The 18,455-nt window shown below is 58.9% G+C and carries 16 protein-coding genes; 9 read left to right on the forward strand and 7 right to left on the reverse strand.

Features of this window, described 5'->3' with window-relative positions; genetic code table 11:
* Positions 1 to 51: 51 nt before the first annotated feature.
* The 6 genes from I6I72_RS12655 to I6I72_RS12680 all read right to left on the reverse strand — a co-directional run bounded on the left by I6I72_RS12655 (position 52) and on the right by I6I72_RS12680 (position 6,714).
* The gene (locus I6I72_RS12655) at positions 52 to 792 is read right to left on the reverse strand and encodes a helix-turn-helix transcriptional regulator (protein ID WP_236592637.1); all 741 of its coding nucleotides are present in this window, start codon (positions 790 to 792) and stop codon (positions 52 to 54) included.
* 125 nt (positions 793 to 917) lie between these two features.
* Entirely contained in the window at positions 918 to 2,294 is a 1,377-nt protein-coding gene (locus tag I6I72_RS12660; RefSeq protein ID WP_005529067.1) for an L-serine ammonia-lyase, read from the reverse strand.
* A 51-nt stretch (positions 2,295 to 2,345) separates the two neighbouring features.
* The gene (locus I6I72_RS12665) at positions 2,346 to 3,701 is read right to left on the reverse strand and encodes an SLC5/6 family protein (RefSeq protein WP_236592705.1); all 1,356 of its coding nucleotides are present in this window, start codon (positions 3,699 to 3,701) and stop codon (positions 2,346 to 2,348) included.
* Positions 3,702 to 4,121: 420 nt separating this feature from the next.
* Positions 4,122 to 4,577, reverse strand: coding sequence for a D-aminoacyl-tRNA deacylase (gene dtd, locus I6I72_RS12670; RefSeq protein WP_201807130.1), 456 nt, complete (start codon positions 4,575 to 4,577; stop codon positions 4,122 to 4,124).
* Positions 4,577 to 6,238: a DUF7782 domain-containing protein gene (locus I6I72_RS12675; protein WP_201807132.1), complete on the reverse strand. Its 1,662-nt coding sequence runs from the start codon at positions 6,236 to 6,238 to the stop codon at positions 4,577 to 4,579. The genes dtd and I6I72_RS12675 overlap by 1 nt, the downstream gene beginning before the upstream one ends.
* The gene (locus tag I6I72_RS12680) at positions 6,235 to 6,714 is read right to left on the reverse strand and encodes a DUF3099 domain-containing protein (RefSeq protein ID WP_201807135.1); all 480 of its coding nucleotides are present in this window, start codon (positions 6,712 to 6,714) and stop codon (positions 6,235 to 6,237) included. The genes I6I72_RS12675 and I6I72_RS12680 overlap by 4 nt, the downstream gene beginning before the upstream one ends.
* 51 nt (positions 6,715 to 6,765) lie before the next feature.
* On the opposite strand from I6I72_RS12680, the gene I6I72_RS12685 reads away from it, so the two are divergent.
* The 5 genes from I6I72_RS12685 to I6I72_RS12705 all read left to right on the forward strand — a co-directional run bounded on the left by I6I72_RS12685 (position 6,766) and on the right by I6I72_RS12705 (position 11,750).
* A complete protein-coding gene (locus I6I72_RS12685; protein ID WP_005529078.1) occupies positions 6,766 to 7,017 on the forward strand; it encodes a DUF3039 domain-containing protein in 252 nt (83 codons plus the stop codon).
* Between the two features lie 8 nt (positions 7,018 to 7,025).
* Complete coding sequence (locus I6I72_RS12690; protein ID WP_201807138.1) at positions 7,026 to 8,819, forward strand: DEAD/DEAH box helicase; 1,794 nt, start codon at positions 7,026 to 7,028, stop codon at positions 8,817 to 8,819.
* Positions 8,820 to 9,010: 191 nt separating this feature from the next.
* Positions 9,011 to 9,601 carry a hypothetical protein gene (locus I6I72_RS12695; RefSeq protein WP_201807141.1) on the forward strand — a complete coding sequence of 197 codons (591 nt, stop codon included), beginning with the start codon at positions 9,011 to 9,013 and terminating at the stop codon, positions 9,599 to 9,601.
* A gap of 188 nt (positions 9,602 to 9,789) precedes the next feature.
* Complete coding sequence (locus I6I72_RS12700; protein WP_005529084.1) at positions 9,790 to 10,548, forward strand: 6-carboxyhexanoate--CoA ligase; 759 nt, start codon at positions 9,790 to 9,792, stop codon at positions 10,546 to 10,548.
* Positions 10,545 to 11,750 (forward strand): aminotransferase class I/II-fold pyridoxal phosphate-dependent enzyme, encoded by a 1,206-nt coding sequence (locus I6I72_RS12705; RefSeq protein WP_201807144.1) that lies wholly within the window; start codon positions 10,545 to 10,547, stop codon positions 11,748 to 11,750. Before I6I72_RS12700 ends, I6I72_RS12705 begins: the two co-directional genes overlap by 4 nt.
* On the opposite strand, the gene I6I72_RS12710 is transcribed toward I6I72_RS12705, so the two are convergent.
* A complete protein-coding gene (locus I6I72_RS12710; RefSeq protein WP_160296073.1) occupies positions 11,737 to 11,892 on the reverse strand; it encodes a hypothetical protein in 156 nt (51 codons plus the stop codon). The genes I6I72_RS12705 and I6I72_RS12710 overlap by 14 nt on opposite strands.
* Positions 11,893 to 12,236: 344 nt before the next feature.
* Here I6I72_RS12710 and I6I72_RS12715 point away from each other — a divergent pair, with 344 nt between their 5' ends.
* From I6I72_RS12715 to I6I72_RS12730, 4 genes are all read left to right on the forward strand, one after another.
* Positions 12,237 to 13,433, forward strand: a complete 1,197-nt coding sequence (locus I6I72_RS12715) for an NAD(P)/FAD-dependent oxidoreductase (RefSeq protein ID WP_236592706.1) — start codon at positions 12,237 to 12,239, stop codon at positions 13,431 to 13,433.
* Positions 13,434 to 13,711: 278 nt separating this feature from the next.
* The gene (locus I6I72_RS12720) at positions 13,712 to 15,526 is read left to right on the forward strand and encodes a helix-turn-helix domain-containing protein (protein WP_034656845.1); all 1,815 of its coding nucleotides are present in this window, start codon (positions 13,712 to 13,714) and stop codon (positions 15,524 to 15,526) included.
* 113 nt (positions 15,527 to 15,639) lie between these two features.
* Positions 15,640 to 16,758 (forward strand): alcohol dehydrogenase catalytic domain-containing protein, encoded by a 1,119-nt coding sequence (locus tag I6I72_RS12725; protein ID WP_070419905.1) that lies wholly within the window; start codon positions 15,640 to 15,642, stop codon positions 16,756 to 16,758.
* Positions 16,759 to 16,854: 96 nt separating this feature from the next.
* A complete protein-coding gene (locus I6I72_RS12730) occupies positions 16,855 to 18,420 on the forward strand; it encodes a hypothetical protein (RefSeq protein ID WP_201807152.1) in 1,566 nt (521 codons plus the stop codon).
* Positions 18,421 to 18,455: the final 35 nt, after the last annotated feature.

Raw genomic sequence — 18,455 nt, forward strand, 5'->3', positions numbered from 1 at the left:
AGGGTCTGGGAGGGGCTTGCCCAAAGGCGCTAGAAGCGTGGAGCGAGGTACCTAATTGCGCACCTTGACTAGATAACGGTAGATGGTGGGTTCGGAGACCCCAAGGCGTTGTGCTGCTGCGCTAATGCCACCTTTGAGGAGGAAGAACCCGTTTTCTTCCAGGGTGCGGACAACCTCGATGCGTTCATCGCGTTGCATGCGATCAACGGGGGCATTTTGGGTTGCAATAGCGGCATCGAGCATCGATTCGAGCAAATTCTCAACGTTGTCGCGGAGAGATTCGCTGACCGCTTCTTCCTCGGCAGCGGGCTGGGTGACAATGGTCTGAGCGACCTGGGCGCCTGGGTATCCGCCGAAGGCTTGGGTCTTGTCCTTGGCTTCTTCGGTGTTGCCAATGAGGAAGTTGGCAGCGTTGCGGATAGCAACAAGATCCGAAATGTCCACATTAATACACAGCATGCCGCGCATGTGGCAAGTCGAATCGCGGAGGAAATAGCTGGAGGAGTGGCAAATCTTTCCCTCAGCATTGACAGCCCGGTAACCGGTCATCATGGGTACTGCGGCTGCGTCGCCTTGCTTCATAAACCATAAAGCGAAGTCCGTGACCGGGCCGCCGATTTTGCGCCCTGAAATATGGCCATTTGCGATTGCAATGATGGACTGGTCCGGTACATCGAGATCGTGCAAGACGATTTCAGTGTTGGGGCCCAGGGCTTGGCCTAGAAATTCGACGAGAGGTACGTACTGCCCGAGGAAATCTTGGTCAATGCCATGACTGTTGAGCTCATTCATCAGTTGAAGCATGTCCTTGTGTTCCTGACATTTAGATAGATGGATAGATATTAGCACAAAATAAGGCGGATGAACACGAGCGGTGTAGCGCTGTGTTCACCCGCCTTATGGGTGACTTCGGAATGCTAGCCGCACACCGGAATTGGAGGATGAACAGCCAGCGCGAGGCCGCCTTGTGAAGTCTCGCGGTACTTGGCATTCAAGTCCTTGCCAGTCTTGTACATGGTCCAGATGACCTCGTCGAGGCTGACGCATGGCTTGCTCTCACGCTCGAGGGCCATGCGGGCACTGGTGATTGAGTCAACTGCAGCCACAGCATTACGCTCAATGCAAGGAACCTGTACTTGGCCGAGGACTGGGTCACAGGTCAGGCCAAGCTTGTGCTCCATGCCAATCTCGGCAGCTACGCAAACTTGTTCTGGGGTGCCACCCATGAGTTGAGCCAAGCCACCTGCTGCCATTGAGCAGGCAACACCGATTTCGCCTTGGCAACCGACCTCTGCACCCGAGATGGATGCATTCATCTTGTACAGCGAAGCAATTTGGTTGCACGCGAAGATGTAGTCCGCGAACATATCCTCGGTAACTGGCTCGACAAACTTGTCGTAGTACGCAAGCACTGCTGGGACAACGCCGCAGGCGCCGTTGGTTGGGGCAGTGACAACGCGGCCACATGATGCGTTTTCCTCTGAGATTGCCAGTGCAAACATGTTGACCCAGCTGAGGATGTTCAAGCCGTCATGTGGCTCTTCCTTTTCCAAGCGACGCTTTAGGGCAGCCGCGCGGCGCGGAACGAGAAGGGCACCAGGCAGCGGGCCGTCGGAGGAGGAGCCGCGGACAATGCCGGTGTACATGACGTCGCGAACCTTGCGAAGGTGCTCACGAACTTCTTCTTCGGAGCGAAGCGCAAGCTCATTAGCCATGCCCAACTCTGGGAGGGTCATGTTGTTTGTCTCGCACAGGGCAAGCATTTCAGCAGCGCTGGCGTAGGTATAAGGAACCTTGATGTTGTCCTCGCCGCGCTTGGCAAAGTCTTCCTGGGAGACAATGAACCCGCCGCCGATGGAGTAGTAGGTCTTGTGCAGGAGTTCTTCTTCGTCGTCGTCGAAGGCGATGAGGCACATGCCGTTCTCATGCATCGGTAGGTATTCGTCGTGGAAGAAGAAGCCGCCTTCTTTCGGGAAGTCAACTTCACGGGTACCGCCAAGCATGAGCTTTTCGGAGGCGTGGATGTCCTTGACGAACTCGGAGATCCCGTCAATGTCAACGGTTTCCGGCTCCTCCCCGGCAAGGCCCAGGAGGATGGCCTTGTCGGTGGAGTGGCCGATACCTGTTAGAGACAGGGAGCCGTAGACATTAGCTTGAATGCGAGTGACGTGCTCGAACAGTTCCTTTTCCTTGAGCTCATCAACAAACGCCTTGCCAGCTTTCATTGGGCCAAGCGTGTGTGAGCTTGAGGGGCCGATGCCAATCTTGAACATATCGAAGATGCTGATGAACATTGCTTTTCCTTGAATCCTCAGAGTTTCCAGATTTCCGGTTCGTACTCTGGCCTAGAAAGCCTGGACGATGGTGTAGATGATGGTGGCGAGGGCGATGAGGCCCATGAAGAAGACAAAGTAGTTGGAAGCCTTGCCCTTGAAGCGAGCCAGTGCGGGAACCTTGTGGATTGCCCACATCGGGATGAGGAAGAGGATGAGTGCAATCGTCGGGCCACACAGGGTTTCAATCATGCCCAGGATGGATGGGTCTGCCCAAGCGGTCAGCCATGCGGTAACCAGCATGAAGATGAGGGTGATAGTGCCAAGCTTGCGAGCGGTTGCAGCGTCGTCCTTTTCGAGGTTCTTGTTGCCCTTGAGGATGAGGCCTTCGAAGCCTTCAGCAGCGCCGAGGTAGTGGCCGAGGAAGGACTTTGCAACAGCGACCATTGCGATAATCGGTGCAATCCACTGGATGATCGGGGTATCGAAGTGGTTAGCCAGGTAGGACAGGATGGTGATGTTCTGGGACTTTGCTTCTGCCATGTCAGCTGGGGACAGCGCCAGGGCGCAGGAGAAGACGAAGAACATGACGACGACGACCATGAGGATTTCTGCGCGCAGCAGGGTCTTGCGTGCCTTGACCTCAGCGAACTTGCCGTAGGTCTCGCGGCGGTCAACTGCGAAGGAGGAAATCATCGGGGAGTGGTTGAAGGAGAAGACCATAACCGGAACCAGGAGCATCAGGGTGACACCCAAGCTGTGGCCGGAAGCTTCACGGGCAACGTTCAGGTCGAAGGAATCGAACAATGCGGTGTTCCACTTCGGGATGAGGTAGACGGATAGCAGAACCAGAACGCCGATGAACGGGTAGACCAGCCAAGACATGACCTTGACGATGACATCCTTGCCCATGCGGACGATGAGGATGAGACCACCGACCAGCAGGAGGGAGGTCAGCCAGCGTGCCGGCGGGTTAATACCGATTTGGTTCTGGAGGAAGGAATTAACCGTGTTGGTGATGGTCACGGAGTAAACCAAGAGAATCGGGTAGACGGAGAGGAAGTACAGGATGTTCATGAACACGCCTGCCTTAATTCCGAAGTGCTCCTCGACGACGTCGGTGAGGTCGCCTTCTGGCTTGGAGCTAGAGAGCACCAGGCGGGTGAGGCCACGGTGTGCCCAGTAGGTCATTGGCAGTGCCACGACCGTCATGATGAGCAGTGGGATGATGCCGCCGATGCCTGCGTTGATGGGGAGGAACAAGACGCCGGCGCCGATTGCGGTGCCAAAGAGTGACAGCATCCAGGTGAGGTCCGTCTTGTTCCACTTGGGGGCCCCGGTGGTTCCGGAGAATGGTGACTGCGATGAGTCAGCGGAAGTGGACTGTTCGGCCTTCAATGCTTTGGAGGTCTTGAGGCTCTCCGGCATGTTGGGCTCATTCTCGGGGTGATTCGCGGTGTTGTTCCGCAAGACTGAGTGAGACATTTTCTTTCTCCTGCGTCTCTAGATGGTCGACCGAAGCTTTAGAGCTTGGTGCAACCTTGCAAGTCTTGAGAATTTTCTCTCGGTTGCAATTCTGCAACTGCCTTCGGACGTTTTTCTCTTTGTCCTGCAGTTTCAGCCCTTTTTGCTTCGCTGTAGTTTCATCATAAACCCGCATCGGTGAGAAATGATAATAAATTATTGTATTGCAAGTACGTTTTTTATCACTCTTTTAAAATTTGATTTTTGCGCCAGTCTGTGCGTTGTTCAACAACCTGATGAGTGGAGTGAGGTGTCACATAGTCGAATAGAAAACGCGCAGGTGAAAAGCCTGCGCGCGTTAGGGGATTGGGCTCTGGGAAAGTTTTAGGCCTCCACGAGAACGGTGAATGGACCCTGATTTACGGATGAAACACCCATCATTGCCCCGAATTTTCCGGTTTCAACATGGAGTCCCCGTGAGAGAAGTTTTGCAGTGATTCTCTCAATTACGGGTTCTGCCTTCTCTCCCGGCGCGGCATCGGACCAGGAAGGACGACGGCCCTTGGCAGTCTTTCCGTACAACGTAAATTGACTGACGACCAACACTGGAGCGCCAGCTTCCTCAACGCTTCTTTCACCTTCAAGAATGCGCAGTTCGGCGATCTTGCGTGCCATTTTCTCAATAGCAGCCTCGAGCTCACTGTCCGAGGACTCGGTATCAATGCGAGAAATTCCAATCAGAGCCAGAATTCCACCGGTATCTGGGCAGTCAATTTCCCCCACGACCTCACCATTTACGGTTACGGATGCGTGAGAAACACGCGTGAGAACGGCTCGCATTAATCCCCCTGTTGGTCAGTCGAGTTGTCGGAGCGGGCATCTCCCTGGAGATCGTCGCGGTCTCCCTCAAAGGTGACGCCGCTTGCAGAAGCGGTATCAACGTTGGTGAATGCTAAGAGATCTGTCGGGATGATAAGCCCATGGCGGATGAGATCGACCATTGCGGGAATCGCCGAGGCCACGAGTTCTTCTTCGTCGAAGCCCTGGGCTGCGGCATAGAGCTCGATTGTTTCCCCCAAACTCAGACCGTGCGGGTTGAGGCCTGCAACGATGGACGCGATGTGCTTGTCGACGTCGTGGGACCACCGTGGCCCTTCTGTGCGGGTTAAACGCAACGCTGCCGGCAAGAAACCCATTCCGAGCTCGCTATCTGGAAGACCGATGTCTTCCCGTGCTACGCCAGGGCGGACCTGGAAGTGCTTGGTTTCGATTTCGCCGGGGACGAGGTTGCGCAGCCAGGCGATGCGCGCGAAATACTCCTCTACCTCTGGTCCCAGTGGATCTGTGAACGGTTGTGGCATGTATTCGGCAAGGATGTCGGAGGGCTCGTCGTCGCCGGTTTTCTGGATGGCCACGAATCCGAATCCAATTCCGGTGACATCGTGTGTAGAAAAGTGCTCAAGCCACAGCCGGGCGCGCTCGCGTCCTTCTAGCGAGCGAACGTCTACGGATTCGTCCTTGAGCCATGTCGATACATAAAGCGCAGGATCAGCCACGTCGCGCTGGATGATCCATGCGGCAACACCAGTATCGGGCAGCCAAGAAGCCACACGCTGCTGCCAGGATTGTTCGCCCTGATGCACCCACGCAGCGAGGACGTGCGCGCTGCCACCCGGATTGAGGTGCTCAACTGCCTGGGAGACCACGAGTTCGCTGGCGCCATCGAGGTTGAGCCCCGAGTCACGATAAATATGGCCAACCTCAGGCAAACCCACCACAAAGGGAGGGTTAGCAACGATTCGGTCGAAGCTCATTCCGGCAACCGGCTCAAACCAGGAGCCTTGCAGGAGTTCCACCTTGTCACTTGCGTCTGCGCCTGCCGCTGCGATTGTCGCGCGTGCCAGCTCAAGGGCTCGCTCGTGCAGATCGGTCGCCGTGACATGCTCTGCGGTCGACAGCTGACCCAGTAGCTGTACACCTGAACCCGTTCCCAAGTCCAAGGCGGACTCGACTGGAGTCAGCGGAGTCGACTGGAGAAGCGAGAGGCTAGCCGCACCGACGCCTAGGACGTGGTCTGGGCCGGGTACATGATCGACGAGCCCGGCATCGACGTCGGAAAAGACTAGTCGATTCTCACCCACAATGATGTGCGGCCGGATGTCATAGGCGATGTAGACCTCGCCAACGTCGTTGCGCTGGGCGATGCCTGCATCCAGTAGTTTGGTGGCAAGCCTGGCACTCAGGACGTCGGAAAGCTGCTCCGGCGTGACAGCATCGTGCAGGATGAACAGGCGGATGAGGGCGTCGAGAGTGGTATCGCCTGCAGCACCTAAGGCTACGGCCGCTGGCTCGCCACGGTGCATAGCCTCCGTGTACTCCGGCCCCAAATGTCCGGCGATGCCATCGGCGGTGAAGCCGTGCGTGGTGAGGAACTCGCTGAGCTCTGCGGCAACCTCGGCCACTGGGTACTCGGGCTGGAAAGCAGGGCCAAAGATAGTCATCGTGGGTCCTTTTCGTCGAAATCTATGTCGTGGTCAATGGTCTCAACTGGCTGATCTTCGATCGCCCTGCGTTGTTGATTGGCAATCTGCTGCGCCTGAGCTTGTGCCATCTGGCGGGCAAGAGCCGGTTTGTAGACGTTCTTTTCCCTCTTGTCCTTCGGCTGCCCCTTGCCATTGCCAATGACAACCGCAATCCACGGCAGCGGGAATGTCACGCCAATGATGAGCGTCGCGACAAGCCACGCATCGTAGAAATAGATGAGGGCGCCGCCTACCAGCAGAGAAGGAACGCGCAGGAACTGCAGGATCGAGTAGATGACCTCGCGTCTGTGGCGGTCTTGGCCTGGGGAGAGCTGAGCGTCCGTGATGAGGTGAGCTTCGCGGCGTCGGAAAGCGCGGCGGGGAGACCAACGCCCCGATTGTGGGGTGTTCTTTGGCCTATAGCCCGACCTATCGCGCGAGTTCTTTGAGGACATGCGTACAAGGGTAGACGTGCGAGGTGCGAAGTTCGACACCAATGCGGCATTATGGGTGGGGTGAGTACGACGACTAAGACGATTGAACGTCCCGACATCCGTGAGGATTCGTCGACGACTGATAATGACACCCCAAAGTTCTTCCACTACGTGAAGAAGAACCAGATTTTGGACTCCGCCGTCAACGGTAAGTACGTCGTTGCGCTGTGCGGGGAGACCTTCCCAGTGACCAAGCAGGCCAAGCCCGGATCCCCGGTGTGTCCGGATTGTGAGCGCGTGTACAAGGGCCTGCGCCGCAAGTGAGCCGCCCGGTGAGTAATTCTGTATCCCGCAACCCCAGAAGATTCGCCAACAACGGAAAGCTACGTGCCTGGCAGCAGGCCGCCCTCGATAAGTTCCTGGCCAAAAAGCCCCAGGACTTCATGGCCGTGGCAACGCCTGGCGCGGGTAAGACCACCTTTGCGCTGCGCATTGCTACGGAGCTGATGGAAGACCGCACGGTCGAGCGCGTCATCGTCGTGGTGCCTACTGAACACCTGAAGATTCAGTGGTCCCAGTCGGCCGCGCGCGTGGGCTTGGCGCTGGATCCGAACTTCTCGAATTCTTCTGCCGTGAACCCGGCGATGGACGGCATCGTGGTGACCTATGCCCAGGTGGGCATGCACCCGTTCAAGCATCGTGCGGTTGCTTCGGCGCGCCGTACTTTGGTGATCCTGGATGAGATCCACCACGCCGGTGACGCCAAGAGCTGGGGCGACGGCGTGCGCGAGGCTTATGACGACGTCGAGCACCGCCTGGCGCTGACGGGTACGCCTTTCCGATCTGACGATTCCCAGATCCCCTTTGTGCGCTACGAGCAGGACGGGGAGGGGCATCTCGTTTCGCGCTCGGATCACGCCTATAACTATGGCGATGCGCTCCGCGACGGCGTCGTGCGTCCCGTTGTGTTCTTGTCCTACTCGGGCGAGGCGCGTTGGCGTGACTCTGCGGGTGAGGAATATGCGGCCCGCCTGGGCGATATCTTGAACCCTGAGCAGACAGCGCGTGCATGGAAGACCGCGCTGGACCCGAAGGGCGAGTGGATCCCGGCGGTGCTGCAGGCGGCCCACACGCGCCTGATGCAGATGCGCCGCAACATGCCGGACGCTGGCGGCCTGGTGCTGGCTACCGATACGCAGACCGCGCGTGCTTACGCGAAGATTCTGAAGCAGATTTCCTCGACCCCGGTCTCGGTGATTTTGTCCGATGACCCGGGCTCCTCGGACCGCATTGAGGAGTTTTCCAAGTCCACCGACGAGTGGATGGTGGCAGTGCGCATGGTGTCTGAGGGCGTCGACGTCCCGCGCTTGGCCGTGGGCGTTTATGCGACCTCGGCCTCGACTCCGCTGTTCTTCGCGCAGGCAATCGGCCGCTTCGTGCGATCGCGTATGCCCGGTGAGACCGCCTCGGTGTTCCTGCCATCCGTGCCGGTGCTTTTGGGCCTGGCGGAGAACATGGAAAAGGAACGCAATCACGTCCTGGGTGAGGAGAAGAGCCCCGATAAAGAGGGCTGGGACGACGAGCTGTTAGCGGAGGCCAATAGCAAGAAGTCTGAGCCCGACATGCTCGAGCCCTCCTACGAGGCCCTCGGCGCTGAGGCGGAGTTTTCCGGCCTGCTCTTTAACGGCTCGCAGTTCAACACTGGCGATATCACCGCAGACGTCGACGCGGACTTCCTGGGCATCCCCGGGCTTCTCGACGCCGACCAGGTCAAGGACCTGCTGCGCAAAAAGCAGTCGGAGGAACTCGACCGCCGCGAAGCAGAGGAGAAGGCGCGCCGGGCTGCTGAGGCCGCTGAGGAACAGCGCCGCAAGCTCTACGGCATGCAGTACGCCCCGAAGCGCCGTGAGGAGCCAGCCGACAACCAAGAATCCACCGGCGTAGTGGATGAGATTGGCAACCTGCGCAAGGAGCTCAACACCGTTGTCTCCATTACCGCGCAGCGCACCGGCCGCCCCCACGGCGCCATTCACACTGAGGTCCGCAAGGCCTGCGGCGGCCCACCCACCGCGCTTTGCGACGCCGAGCAACTGCGTCAGCGCATCGATTACCTGCGCAAGTGGTAGCAGTGGTGCGGTCTAACCTCGGCCGCGCCACAAACTCCGCCACGTCACAAAACAAGCCACAGTACACTTGTCAGTGAATTCACAGGTTCCGTCAGTAACGTGGCCGCAAGCGATTGCAAACGCATAAGTTCTTAAACGCACATATTGGATAAAGGGCACGCAATTAGGGCTGCCCCAAGGAGGCCAACCACATGACCACCCCGAACACCCCAGAGAACCCGTACAACGCAAACAACCCATTTAGCAGCGACAGCACCGGCAAGCTGCCCTCCTACGGTGAGGCAACCTCCAAGGCGAACGAGGAGTACGCCCACGACGCAAACAACTACGGCGTAGACAACACCGCTCACGACCACGCCTCCCACGATGCTTACGGCACGAACGCAACCGCCGCTGGCGCCGGCTACCCGGCCTACGCTGGTGCCGATAGCCAGCCAGCAAAGAAGAACGCCGTTGCTATCTGGGCGATGGTCATCGGCATCATCGCGCTGCTGTCCCTGCTGCTGATTGTTCCGCCGCTGCTGCTCGGCCCAATCGGCATCATCGTCTCCATCATCGCGCTGGTCGTTGGCCGCAATCGCCCGCAGGAGCTGCGCCGCACCTGGATGTCCATCGTCGGCCTGATTACTTCCATCCTGGCCCTCGCTGGAACCATCGTCATCATGGCCCTCGGCGTGAAGATCCTCGGCGACACCGGCGCCGCCAAGTGCTTGGAGTTGCAGGACCCTGCCCAGCAGCAGGCCTGCATGGAAGAAACCCTGGGCACCGCATCGCAGCAGTAGGGGAAATACCCACACACTGCACTAAGCAACCCCCACGAGCCCCGACCACATACGTGGTTGGAAGGCACGTGGGGGTTCTTAATGTCTCGTGGAAGTCGCACTGTCACTTGGCATCGGTAAGTGCGTTTCCGAGCGGAACGAGGAGAGGGGATTAACCCTGTTTCGATAATTATTGAACGGTGTTCAAGATGCTGGGCTACGATACCTGCATGGCAGAAACCTCGACTGTGCTGATGAGTATTAAGATGCGTGCAAGCCTTGAAGGTAGGCATATCTCGGGTGCAGAACGCATCGTAGAACCGCACCTTGTTCCTCGCGTGAGCTCAGAGCTTGCTACTCGTGCGTTGCGGCACGAGAAGGGCGTGCCGGATTCCATCAACATTGCTACGCGGGCGGTAGCAGCAAGCGACATTGCTCATGTCAGCGCCTTGAAGGTTAGTGCACGGGACTGCGAGAACCCGGAGTCTGCGCAAACAGCGATGATAACCGTGCTCGCTAGGAACAACCGTGTTTCCGAGAGCGCAGCCCGCCGAGGTATCGAGCTTCTGTACCGCACCCGCGATATGCGCGGTGCGAGCATTGTCTGCGCTGAAACCGGTGAGCGTCTAGACACTCATGGGCAACGTGGCGTTCGGGTGGGAACATTTGATTGGGCTGATTTCCTTTGTGCCGAGTCGAAGAACCATCGGGCTGATGCCGTTGCTTTAGCATCCAAGGCTCTTGCTGCGCCGGGCATTGTCGCGGAAGTCTGTATTTCCGATGACCCGAGCTACACCACGGGTTATGTTGCAGTCGAAGGTTCCTATACGGCTTTGCGCAACGTCAAGGCTGAAGGCGGGAAACAAGGAGGACGTGTCTTGTTCTATTCAGGCGCACTTAGTGTACTTCCGGCGACAGAGCAGTGGCTGCGGGAAAAGCCGGTCCTCGTGGAAGGTTCTTGGCAATGAGCCTGGAAGACTGGGCATTCAGTTCCAATACTTCGTGGTGTGAGCGTGGTCTGGAAAGAACCGAAAGGGTCATTAGCGGTAGTCAAAGTCCGCACACCGTGGTCGATGGGCGTGAAACGCTGCTTGCGGGATCGTCTGATTACCTGGGGCTCGGGGCGAATCGCGCGCTTGCCGACGCAGCCCACAAAGCAACGTTGCGCGCCGGGGTGGGGTCAGGAGGATCGCGTCTGACCACGGGTACGAGTGACTATCACGTAGCGCTCGAGCGCGATCTGGCTGGGTTTGTCGGTGCGCCGGCAGCGCTCGTGTTCGGTTCGGGTTACCACGCCAACATGGGAGTAATTCCTGCGCTTGCTGCAGCTGCGCGAGATTGTGGCGAGAGACTTTCTATTTTCTCTGATGCTGATAATCATGCGAGCATCATCGACGGCATCCGGCTGGCCAAGTCGAGCTACCAAGGGGTCCGGTCATCTGTTTATCCGCACCTTGACGTGAAAACCTTAGAAGAGCAGCTTGCTGCCGATGCATCGGAGCGCCGATTGATTGTCAGTGACGGCGTATTTTCCATGTCCGGCGAGCTTGCGAATCTCCATGCGCTTCAGGAACTTGCTCAGGATTCCAACGCCTGGTTGATGATCGATGACGCGCACGGAATCGGCACACTTGGCAAAAATGGACGCGGCGTTTGTGAGCATTTCGATTTGCCCTTGTCGGATATCTATATCGGTACCGCGAGCAAAGCACTAGGTGTGGCGGGCGCTTTCGTCGCGGGCAGTGAGCCACTTATCGAGCTATGCCGCCAACGTTGCCGCAGCTACATCTTCTCAACGTCCATGCCGCCATCGCAGGCAGCCACCATCAGTGCGGCGTTAGCTCTCGTTCCTTCGCGAGTGCAACGGCTTGCCCGCGTCGTGCGCAACCTTCGGCAGCGTCTGCGGGCGAACGGTTGGAAAGTGGTGGACTCGCCCGCACCTATTATCGTCTTGCCGGTAGGCGCTGAGGGCGCAGCTATGGAGTGTGCGGCACAGGCAGCTGAAAGGGGAGTAATTGTTTCTCCGATCCGCTATCCGTCGGTACCGCTCGGACAGGCATTGCTAAGACTTACGGCTCATGCTGACTACTCCGAGGAAGATATTGCGCTCATTGTCGATGCCGTAGGCCCCTGCCTCAATAGTGCGACCGCGGTGCTCACCACAAAGTGACCATCACAAAGAGCGCCGAAGCCACAACGAGCGGAACCTCCCACATACCGATGTGCAAGGCCGGAAGTCTCATCACTTCGCCGGTGGCTGGAGCGATTCCCAGAAGCAGGGTGATGAGTCGATTGACCTTGATGTCCTTCATGTCTGCTCCTCTTTGCTTCAGCCTTCGGTGCTTGGGTCAAGCCGATTCGCTTATTTGCCATTCCTTACCTTGGGCCCAAGTTTCGAGATTTCTAGAGCTAATAGGGAGGCGCTATTTAATTATTGTCACTGCTCATTCTTGCTCAGCTTTCTAATGTTTCTGGTTATTTAACTGTGCCTATTCATAACGGGTGTCGCGGTCTATGGGATGTAGTAGCATTTCCCACAATTGTCTTAATATGTGACATAGAACCTAGCTTGCGCCAATGCAGGGGCTGGCTAAAACCGTGACTATTTAAGGAGCAGAAAGTGGTGGCAAATCATTCAATCGTTATCGGCGCGGGCATGGTGGGTTTGTCCACCGCCTGGTTCCTGCGTAAAGCCGGACACGAGGTCACGGTCATTGACCGCGACGGCGTGGCAGCCGGCTCCTCGTGGGGCAACGCCGGTTGGTTGAGCCCGGGTAAGACCATCCCGCTGGCAAATCGTGAGCTGTGGCGCTACACCCCTCAGGCATTCCTCGACCCGAACGCAGCACTGCACGTGCCGCTGGTTCCGGACCCCAAGGTCGTGGACTTTGGTGTGCGGTTCATGGCGAACGCGAACCAGCGCGCCTGGGACCGCACCATGAAGGCGCTTACTCCCATCAACCTGAAGGCGCTGGGCGCATACGACGAGCTCGTTGAGGGTGGCGTGGAATCCTGGACCAAGGACAGCCCCTTTATCATCGCCTTCAAGAATGAGGCTGAGGCCGCCGGCTTCATCGAAGAGGTCGAAGGCGCCGTACGCCACGGCCAGGAAGTGCCTTTCGAGGAAATTTCCAATCCTCGCGACTTTGTCCCCCACCTGTCTGATTCGGTGAACCTCGTATTCAAGCTGGGCAACCAGCGCTATTTTGAGCCGGGCCCCTTCTGCCACAAGCTTGCCGACGCCCTCCGCTCCCGCGGCGTCGAAATCCGCACCGGTGCTTCCGTGGTGGATGTCCAGTCCACCCGCAAGCCAGTAGTTGAGCTCTCCATGGGGGAGCGCCTGCAGGCGGACAACGTGGTTATTGCAACTGGTGCATGGCTGCCGAAGCTCGCTCGCCGCCTTGGAGTGCGTACCCGCGTACAAGCAGGCCGCGGCTATTCCTTCAGCGTCGACACCGGCGACAATTCTATCGACTATCCGGTCTACCTGCCAGCCCAGCGTCTTGCCTGCACCCCGTACCAGGGCCGCTTCCGCATCGCCGGAACCATGGAGTTCCGCGACGCGGATGCACCATTCGATCCAAAGCGCGTGCAGTCCATGATTAAGCACGCGAGTGAGATGTTCACCGGCATCAACTTCGATGACCGTCAGGACGAATGGGTGGGCAGCCGCCCAGTCACCCCAGACGGCCTGCCCCTCATCGGCGCAACCAAGGCGCCGAACGTTTACGTCTCAGGCGGACACGGCATGTGGGGCGTGGTCCTCGGCCCAGCGTCCGGCCGGGCGCTGGCACACCTCATTGAGACGGGCGAGACCCTGCCGGAGATTAAGGACTTCGACCCGCTGCGCTAGTCGAAGATGAGCTTCATCGTCTTTGAACCGAAAGGGGCGTCGTAGGAATCTTCCAACGGCGCGCCTAGGCCTGACCCCCGACGTGTCCACTTTTCGGGGGTCAGGCCCGTTCAAGCGAGAGCATGTAGTAGCCCGGAGTCGACATTGGTTGGGAATGTGTCGAAAGCGCCAGCTCCCGGCACGCCTGACGTGGGCCTGCGAAAATGTCAGTGTGTAGTCCCTGCGTGTGCCAAGATGGACACACATCACAGTCGTGTGCGAAGGAAAAGGAGGACGCTGTGTCAGCATTGAGCGAAATCCTGCGCAGGCTCAATAGCTCGGTGACCATACCTGATCATTTGCTCGCGTCGTTGCAGGAGGACGAGCTTTCGGCGCTGCGCATGCTGGAAAACACCATCGATTCCAACCGCACGTGGCGCGTCATGTCGACGAAGATTTTGGAAGTCTCGCAAATGCTCAATGCGGGTCGCGCGTCGAATGACGTGCTTGACACCATCGTGCGGCATGCGCGCTCTATCATTGGCGCGCACATTGGGTACATCAGTCTCAACGATGACGAGTCGGGATTTACCAATATCCTTGCTACGGCTGGCGTTGTGACGGAGGGCTTTCGGAATATTCGCATGCCCATCGGCACTGGCATCTTGGGCATTGTGGCGGCCACGAATCGCCCCGCCTGGACATATGATCACGCTGAGGATCCGGAGGTCAGTCACGTCGATTACGTGGATGAGGCGGTGGAAGCCGAGGGTATTCGAGGAATTCTGGGTGCGCCCATTCGCATCAGTGGCAAGACCGTGGGCGCGTTGCTCGTCGGCGACCGCCACCCGCGGCACTACTCGCGTGATGAAATTATGGCTATCGAGCTCCTCGGCGCGATGACGGCGGTAGCACTTGATACGGCGCGCGTCATCGAGTCCCAGGGCGAGTCTGTCGCGAAGCTCAGCCGTTCGCAGTTGGAACTGCGCACCCACGTCGAGGAATTGCACAAACTTGCCGATGCCGACTCCCGGCTGCTCGCAGTCCTCATCGGCGATGCACGGTTCGAGGAACTTGCGGAGGTGCTTAGCGAGTTCTTGGGTGTGCAGGTCGAGCTGTGGCTAGAAGAATCATCTACCTTCGTGGGCGATGGCACGCGCGACGAGTGGACGGATGCCATCGCCGCGGCACGCAAGCACAACAACACGAGGAGCGTGGATAATCGCAGCGTGCTTCCGGTCGAGTTTCATGGGCGTTTCCTTGGGGCGATCTGCGTGCCCAAAGGTATTAACGACGTGGAGCTGCGCGTCGTGGGGCATGCCTCCGCGGCTTTCGCCGCCATCGCTCTCTTCAACGAGGCGCTTGTCGATGCCACCGCGCGCAAGGTTGATGACCTTGTCTACTCCGTTGCAGTGGGCACCGCCGGAAATGAAGAGGCGTTGCGTCTCAAACGGCTGACAGGCATCGACCTCGCGCAACCAGAGTCGCTGTATTTCCTCGGCGTCAACTGCGCCGACCCGGCACTGTCCCGGATGCGTCTGGATGGGTTGCTCGATGGGGCGTCGGCAGTCACGCGTCATGAGCAGCATTACTGCGTGCTCTTTCAGCCGGATAGGGATGTCGCAACGTCCGTGCGTCGGCTCGTCGCGGAGTCGTCCGCGCCCGTCTTCGTTGCGGCCGCACCCGTTGCCGGTGTGACGGAGGCGCACGAGGCACACGATTCGGCGATGGCGTACCTCGATGCCGCGATCACATTGGGCATGAGCGGCGAGCTCGTCACCGAAGATACGCTCGGTGCAGTGGGGCTCATCCTGAGAGCGGACCCGAGTGCACTGGCGACGCTCGTAAGGCGTAGTGTGGGCGCGCTTGTTGAGTACGACGCCGCGCATGACACGGAGCTCGAGGCGACGGCCTACCAGTTCTTCTTGAGCGGACACAGCATTCCCGGAACCGCACGCGAGTTGTACCTCCACGTTAATACCGTGCGCCAGCGCCTCGAGCGCATTAGCCGGGTCCTTGGGGAGGATTGGGCAACAGGGGAGCGAAGCCTCGATACCCAGCTTGCGCTCCGGATTCGTGCGCTAGCGCGAGGCCGCAGCCACACGGGTGTGTAGATTTACACACCCGTCACGCTGAATGGTGGATTATTCTCCTAAGGAAACCTCTGGCGTCCTGCTGGATTCTGACTAGATTGAGTTGCACATCACACAACCTCGAAGGAGTCCACATGTCTGACACCATCACCATCCAGGGCGCTGTGCTCGAGCGCTCGGATGCCGCGCGTCCCTACGCGGATTCGCAGCCGATTTCCATCAGCGAGCTTGAGCTCACCGCGCCGGGCGAAGGCGAAATCCTGGTTAAGATCACCGCGGCCGGCATCTGTCACTCGGACCTGTCCGTGGTGAACAACAACCGTCCGCGCCCGCTGCCCATGCTGCTCGGCCACGAGTCTGCTGGCGTCGTCGAGGAAGTCGGTCCCGGTGTGAGCAAGGTGAAGGTCGGCGACCATGTCGTCATGACCTTCCTCCCGCGCTGCGGCGAGTGCGATGGCTGCAAGACCGACGGAAAGATGCCGTGTGAGGTCGGTTCCAAGACCAACAACGAGGGCACGCTCATCCGCGGTACCCGCCACCTCACCCGCAACGGCGAGACCGTCCAGCACCACCTCGGCGTCTCCGGCTTCGCGACGCACGCGGTCGTCTCTGAGCTCTCCGTTGTTCCCATCGGTTCTGACGTCCCTGCCGACATCGCCGCCATCTTTGGCTGCGCCATCCTCACGGGAGGCGGCGCCATCCTCAACGAGATTGACCCGAAGCCGGAAGATTCCATTGCCGTTGTCGGCCTCGGTGGCGTGGGCATGTCCGCTATCATCACCGCCGCAGCACTCGGTGTGAAGGAGATTGTGGGCATCGACATGCAGGCTGACAAGTGTGCCAAGGCCATCGAGCTTGGCGCCACCGATGCCATGACCCCGGCTGAGGCCGAAGCCTCCGGCAAGAAGTTCACCGCCGTCGTCGAGGCCGCCGGTCACCCCAAGGCTCTCGAAACTGCCTACAAGATCACCGGTCCGGGCGGTCTGACCGTCACCGTCGGTCTGCCGGCGCCGGGCTCCACCATCACCATCGACCCTCTCGTCATGACTGGCGAGGCCCGTCGCGTCCATGGCTGCTACCTCGGTTCTTCCGTCCCGACCAAGGACATCCCGAAGTACGAGCAGCTCTGGCGCGAGGGCAAGCTTAACGCTGAAGGCCTCATCTCCAGCCACATCAAGCTTGCCGATATCAACCAGGCCATGGACAACCTCTCTGAGGGCGTGGCGCTGCGTCAGATCATCGAGTTCGACTAATTCTCGTTCAGCCCCAGCTCGGGGCGTTCGCCAATCCCGGAACCGCGTCTCGAGCGCGGTGGCCGGGCTTCATGTTTTCCATCAGATTGGTATCTCATGTCTCATTCCGCATCCCAGCCTGAAGATCATCAGGCATCGAAGGCACTAGCTGAGCCTGAACAGGGTATCGGCCAAGAATCTCCGCACTGGAAGGCCGGTCCTTTCGACATTCGCCTGCCGTTTGTCCACTACCGCATTGAGTGGCCGGACTACGCCCAAGGTTTGTTCATGTGCGTCGTCGACCTTGGCGCTATTCCGCTCATGACCGAGGCACTCGGCATGCCCTTCGAGGTTGCCCTCGCCGTGGTCATGCTCAACGGTCTGCTCTACCTCACGCACCACCTGCTTGGCGACCCTGTCGTCCCTGGCTGGATCACCCCGGCTATCCCGCTGCTTATCGTGTACGTGCAGACCTTCCCCGAAGGCGAACAACGCGTCTGGGCGCTCATTAGTTTCCAGCTCTTGCTTGGCATATTCTCTATCACCCTCGGTGCCACAGGATTGGCGTCGAAGGTTGTGCGCGTCATTCCTTCCGGACTGCGCGCGGGCATCGTCCTCGGCGCAGGTATCGCCGCTATCTTCTCCGTATTCAAGGAAGATGGTCGCTTCCACTCGTACCCCGTGACCATCACCATCGCGGTGGCCATCGCGTTCTACCTGATGTACTCGCGGTCCTTCGCTGGTCTGCGTCAGAAAGCGGCCGGTTGGCGCTTCATCGCTTCGTTGGGCATCCTGCCAGCTATCTTCGTAGCTATCTTCGTCGCACCGCTGGTCGGCGAGGCACCGTGGCCGGACATCGAGTGGGGCTTCTCCAGCCCTGACTTCGCTACCTTGTGGAGCGAGTACACCATCTTCGGTCTTGGCTTACCGCCTGCACACATGTTCCTCACGGCTATTCCGACCGTGCTTGCCGCCTACATCGTGGTGTTCGGTGACGTCCTCCAGGCCAACGCGGTGCTTAAGGAAGCGGACCACGTCCGTACTGACGAAGCCGTGGTCTACAGTCCGTCGCGCGCCCACCTCCTCTTCGGCGGACGCAATATGATCATGTCGATCATCGGCCCTGACGTCGCTATGTGTGGTCCGCTCTGGGCGGCGATGCACGTTGTCATTGTTGAGCGCTACAAGCAGGGTAAGCGCGCCATGCGCTCCGTCTTCGGTGGTGCCGGCTCTTTCCGCTGGGGAACAAACACCGGCCTGTTGCTTCTGCCCATTATTTCCTTCGTTGAGCCCATCCTGCCCATCGGCCTGGCGCTCACTCTCATCATTCAGGGCTTCGTCTCCGTCCGCGTGGGCATCATGGAGGCAAAGAACCAGAAGGACCTCGGCATCGCAGGCATTACTGCTGGTGTCCTCGCCACGCAGGGCGCGGCCTGGGGCTTTGCTGCGGGCATCATCATGGTACTTGTCATTTACGGCAAGGACATGTTCAAGGATGAGCGCGACGGCACGATCCGTAACTTCGACGAGATTGACCCCAACGAGGGCTTCGCGGATGCTCAGGCGGACTTCACTGAGCTCGCCCAACTTAATGACGTGGACGAGCAAGGCCGTCCGACCCCGCACTTCCACACTCAGGATGTAAAGACCGATACCTCTGTATCACGCGAGGACCGCGCCTAGTCTGTATCGACTCACGCCTACCGCCACAAGCGCCC

This window comes from Corynebacterium striatum (genome assembly GCF_016728105.1).
Taxonomy (GTDB): domain Bacteria; phylum Actinomycetota; class Actinomycetes; order Mycobacteriales; family Mycobacteriaceae; genus Corynebacterium; species Corynebacterium striatum.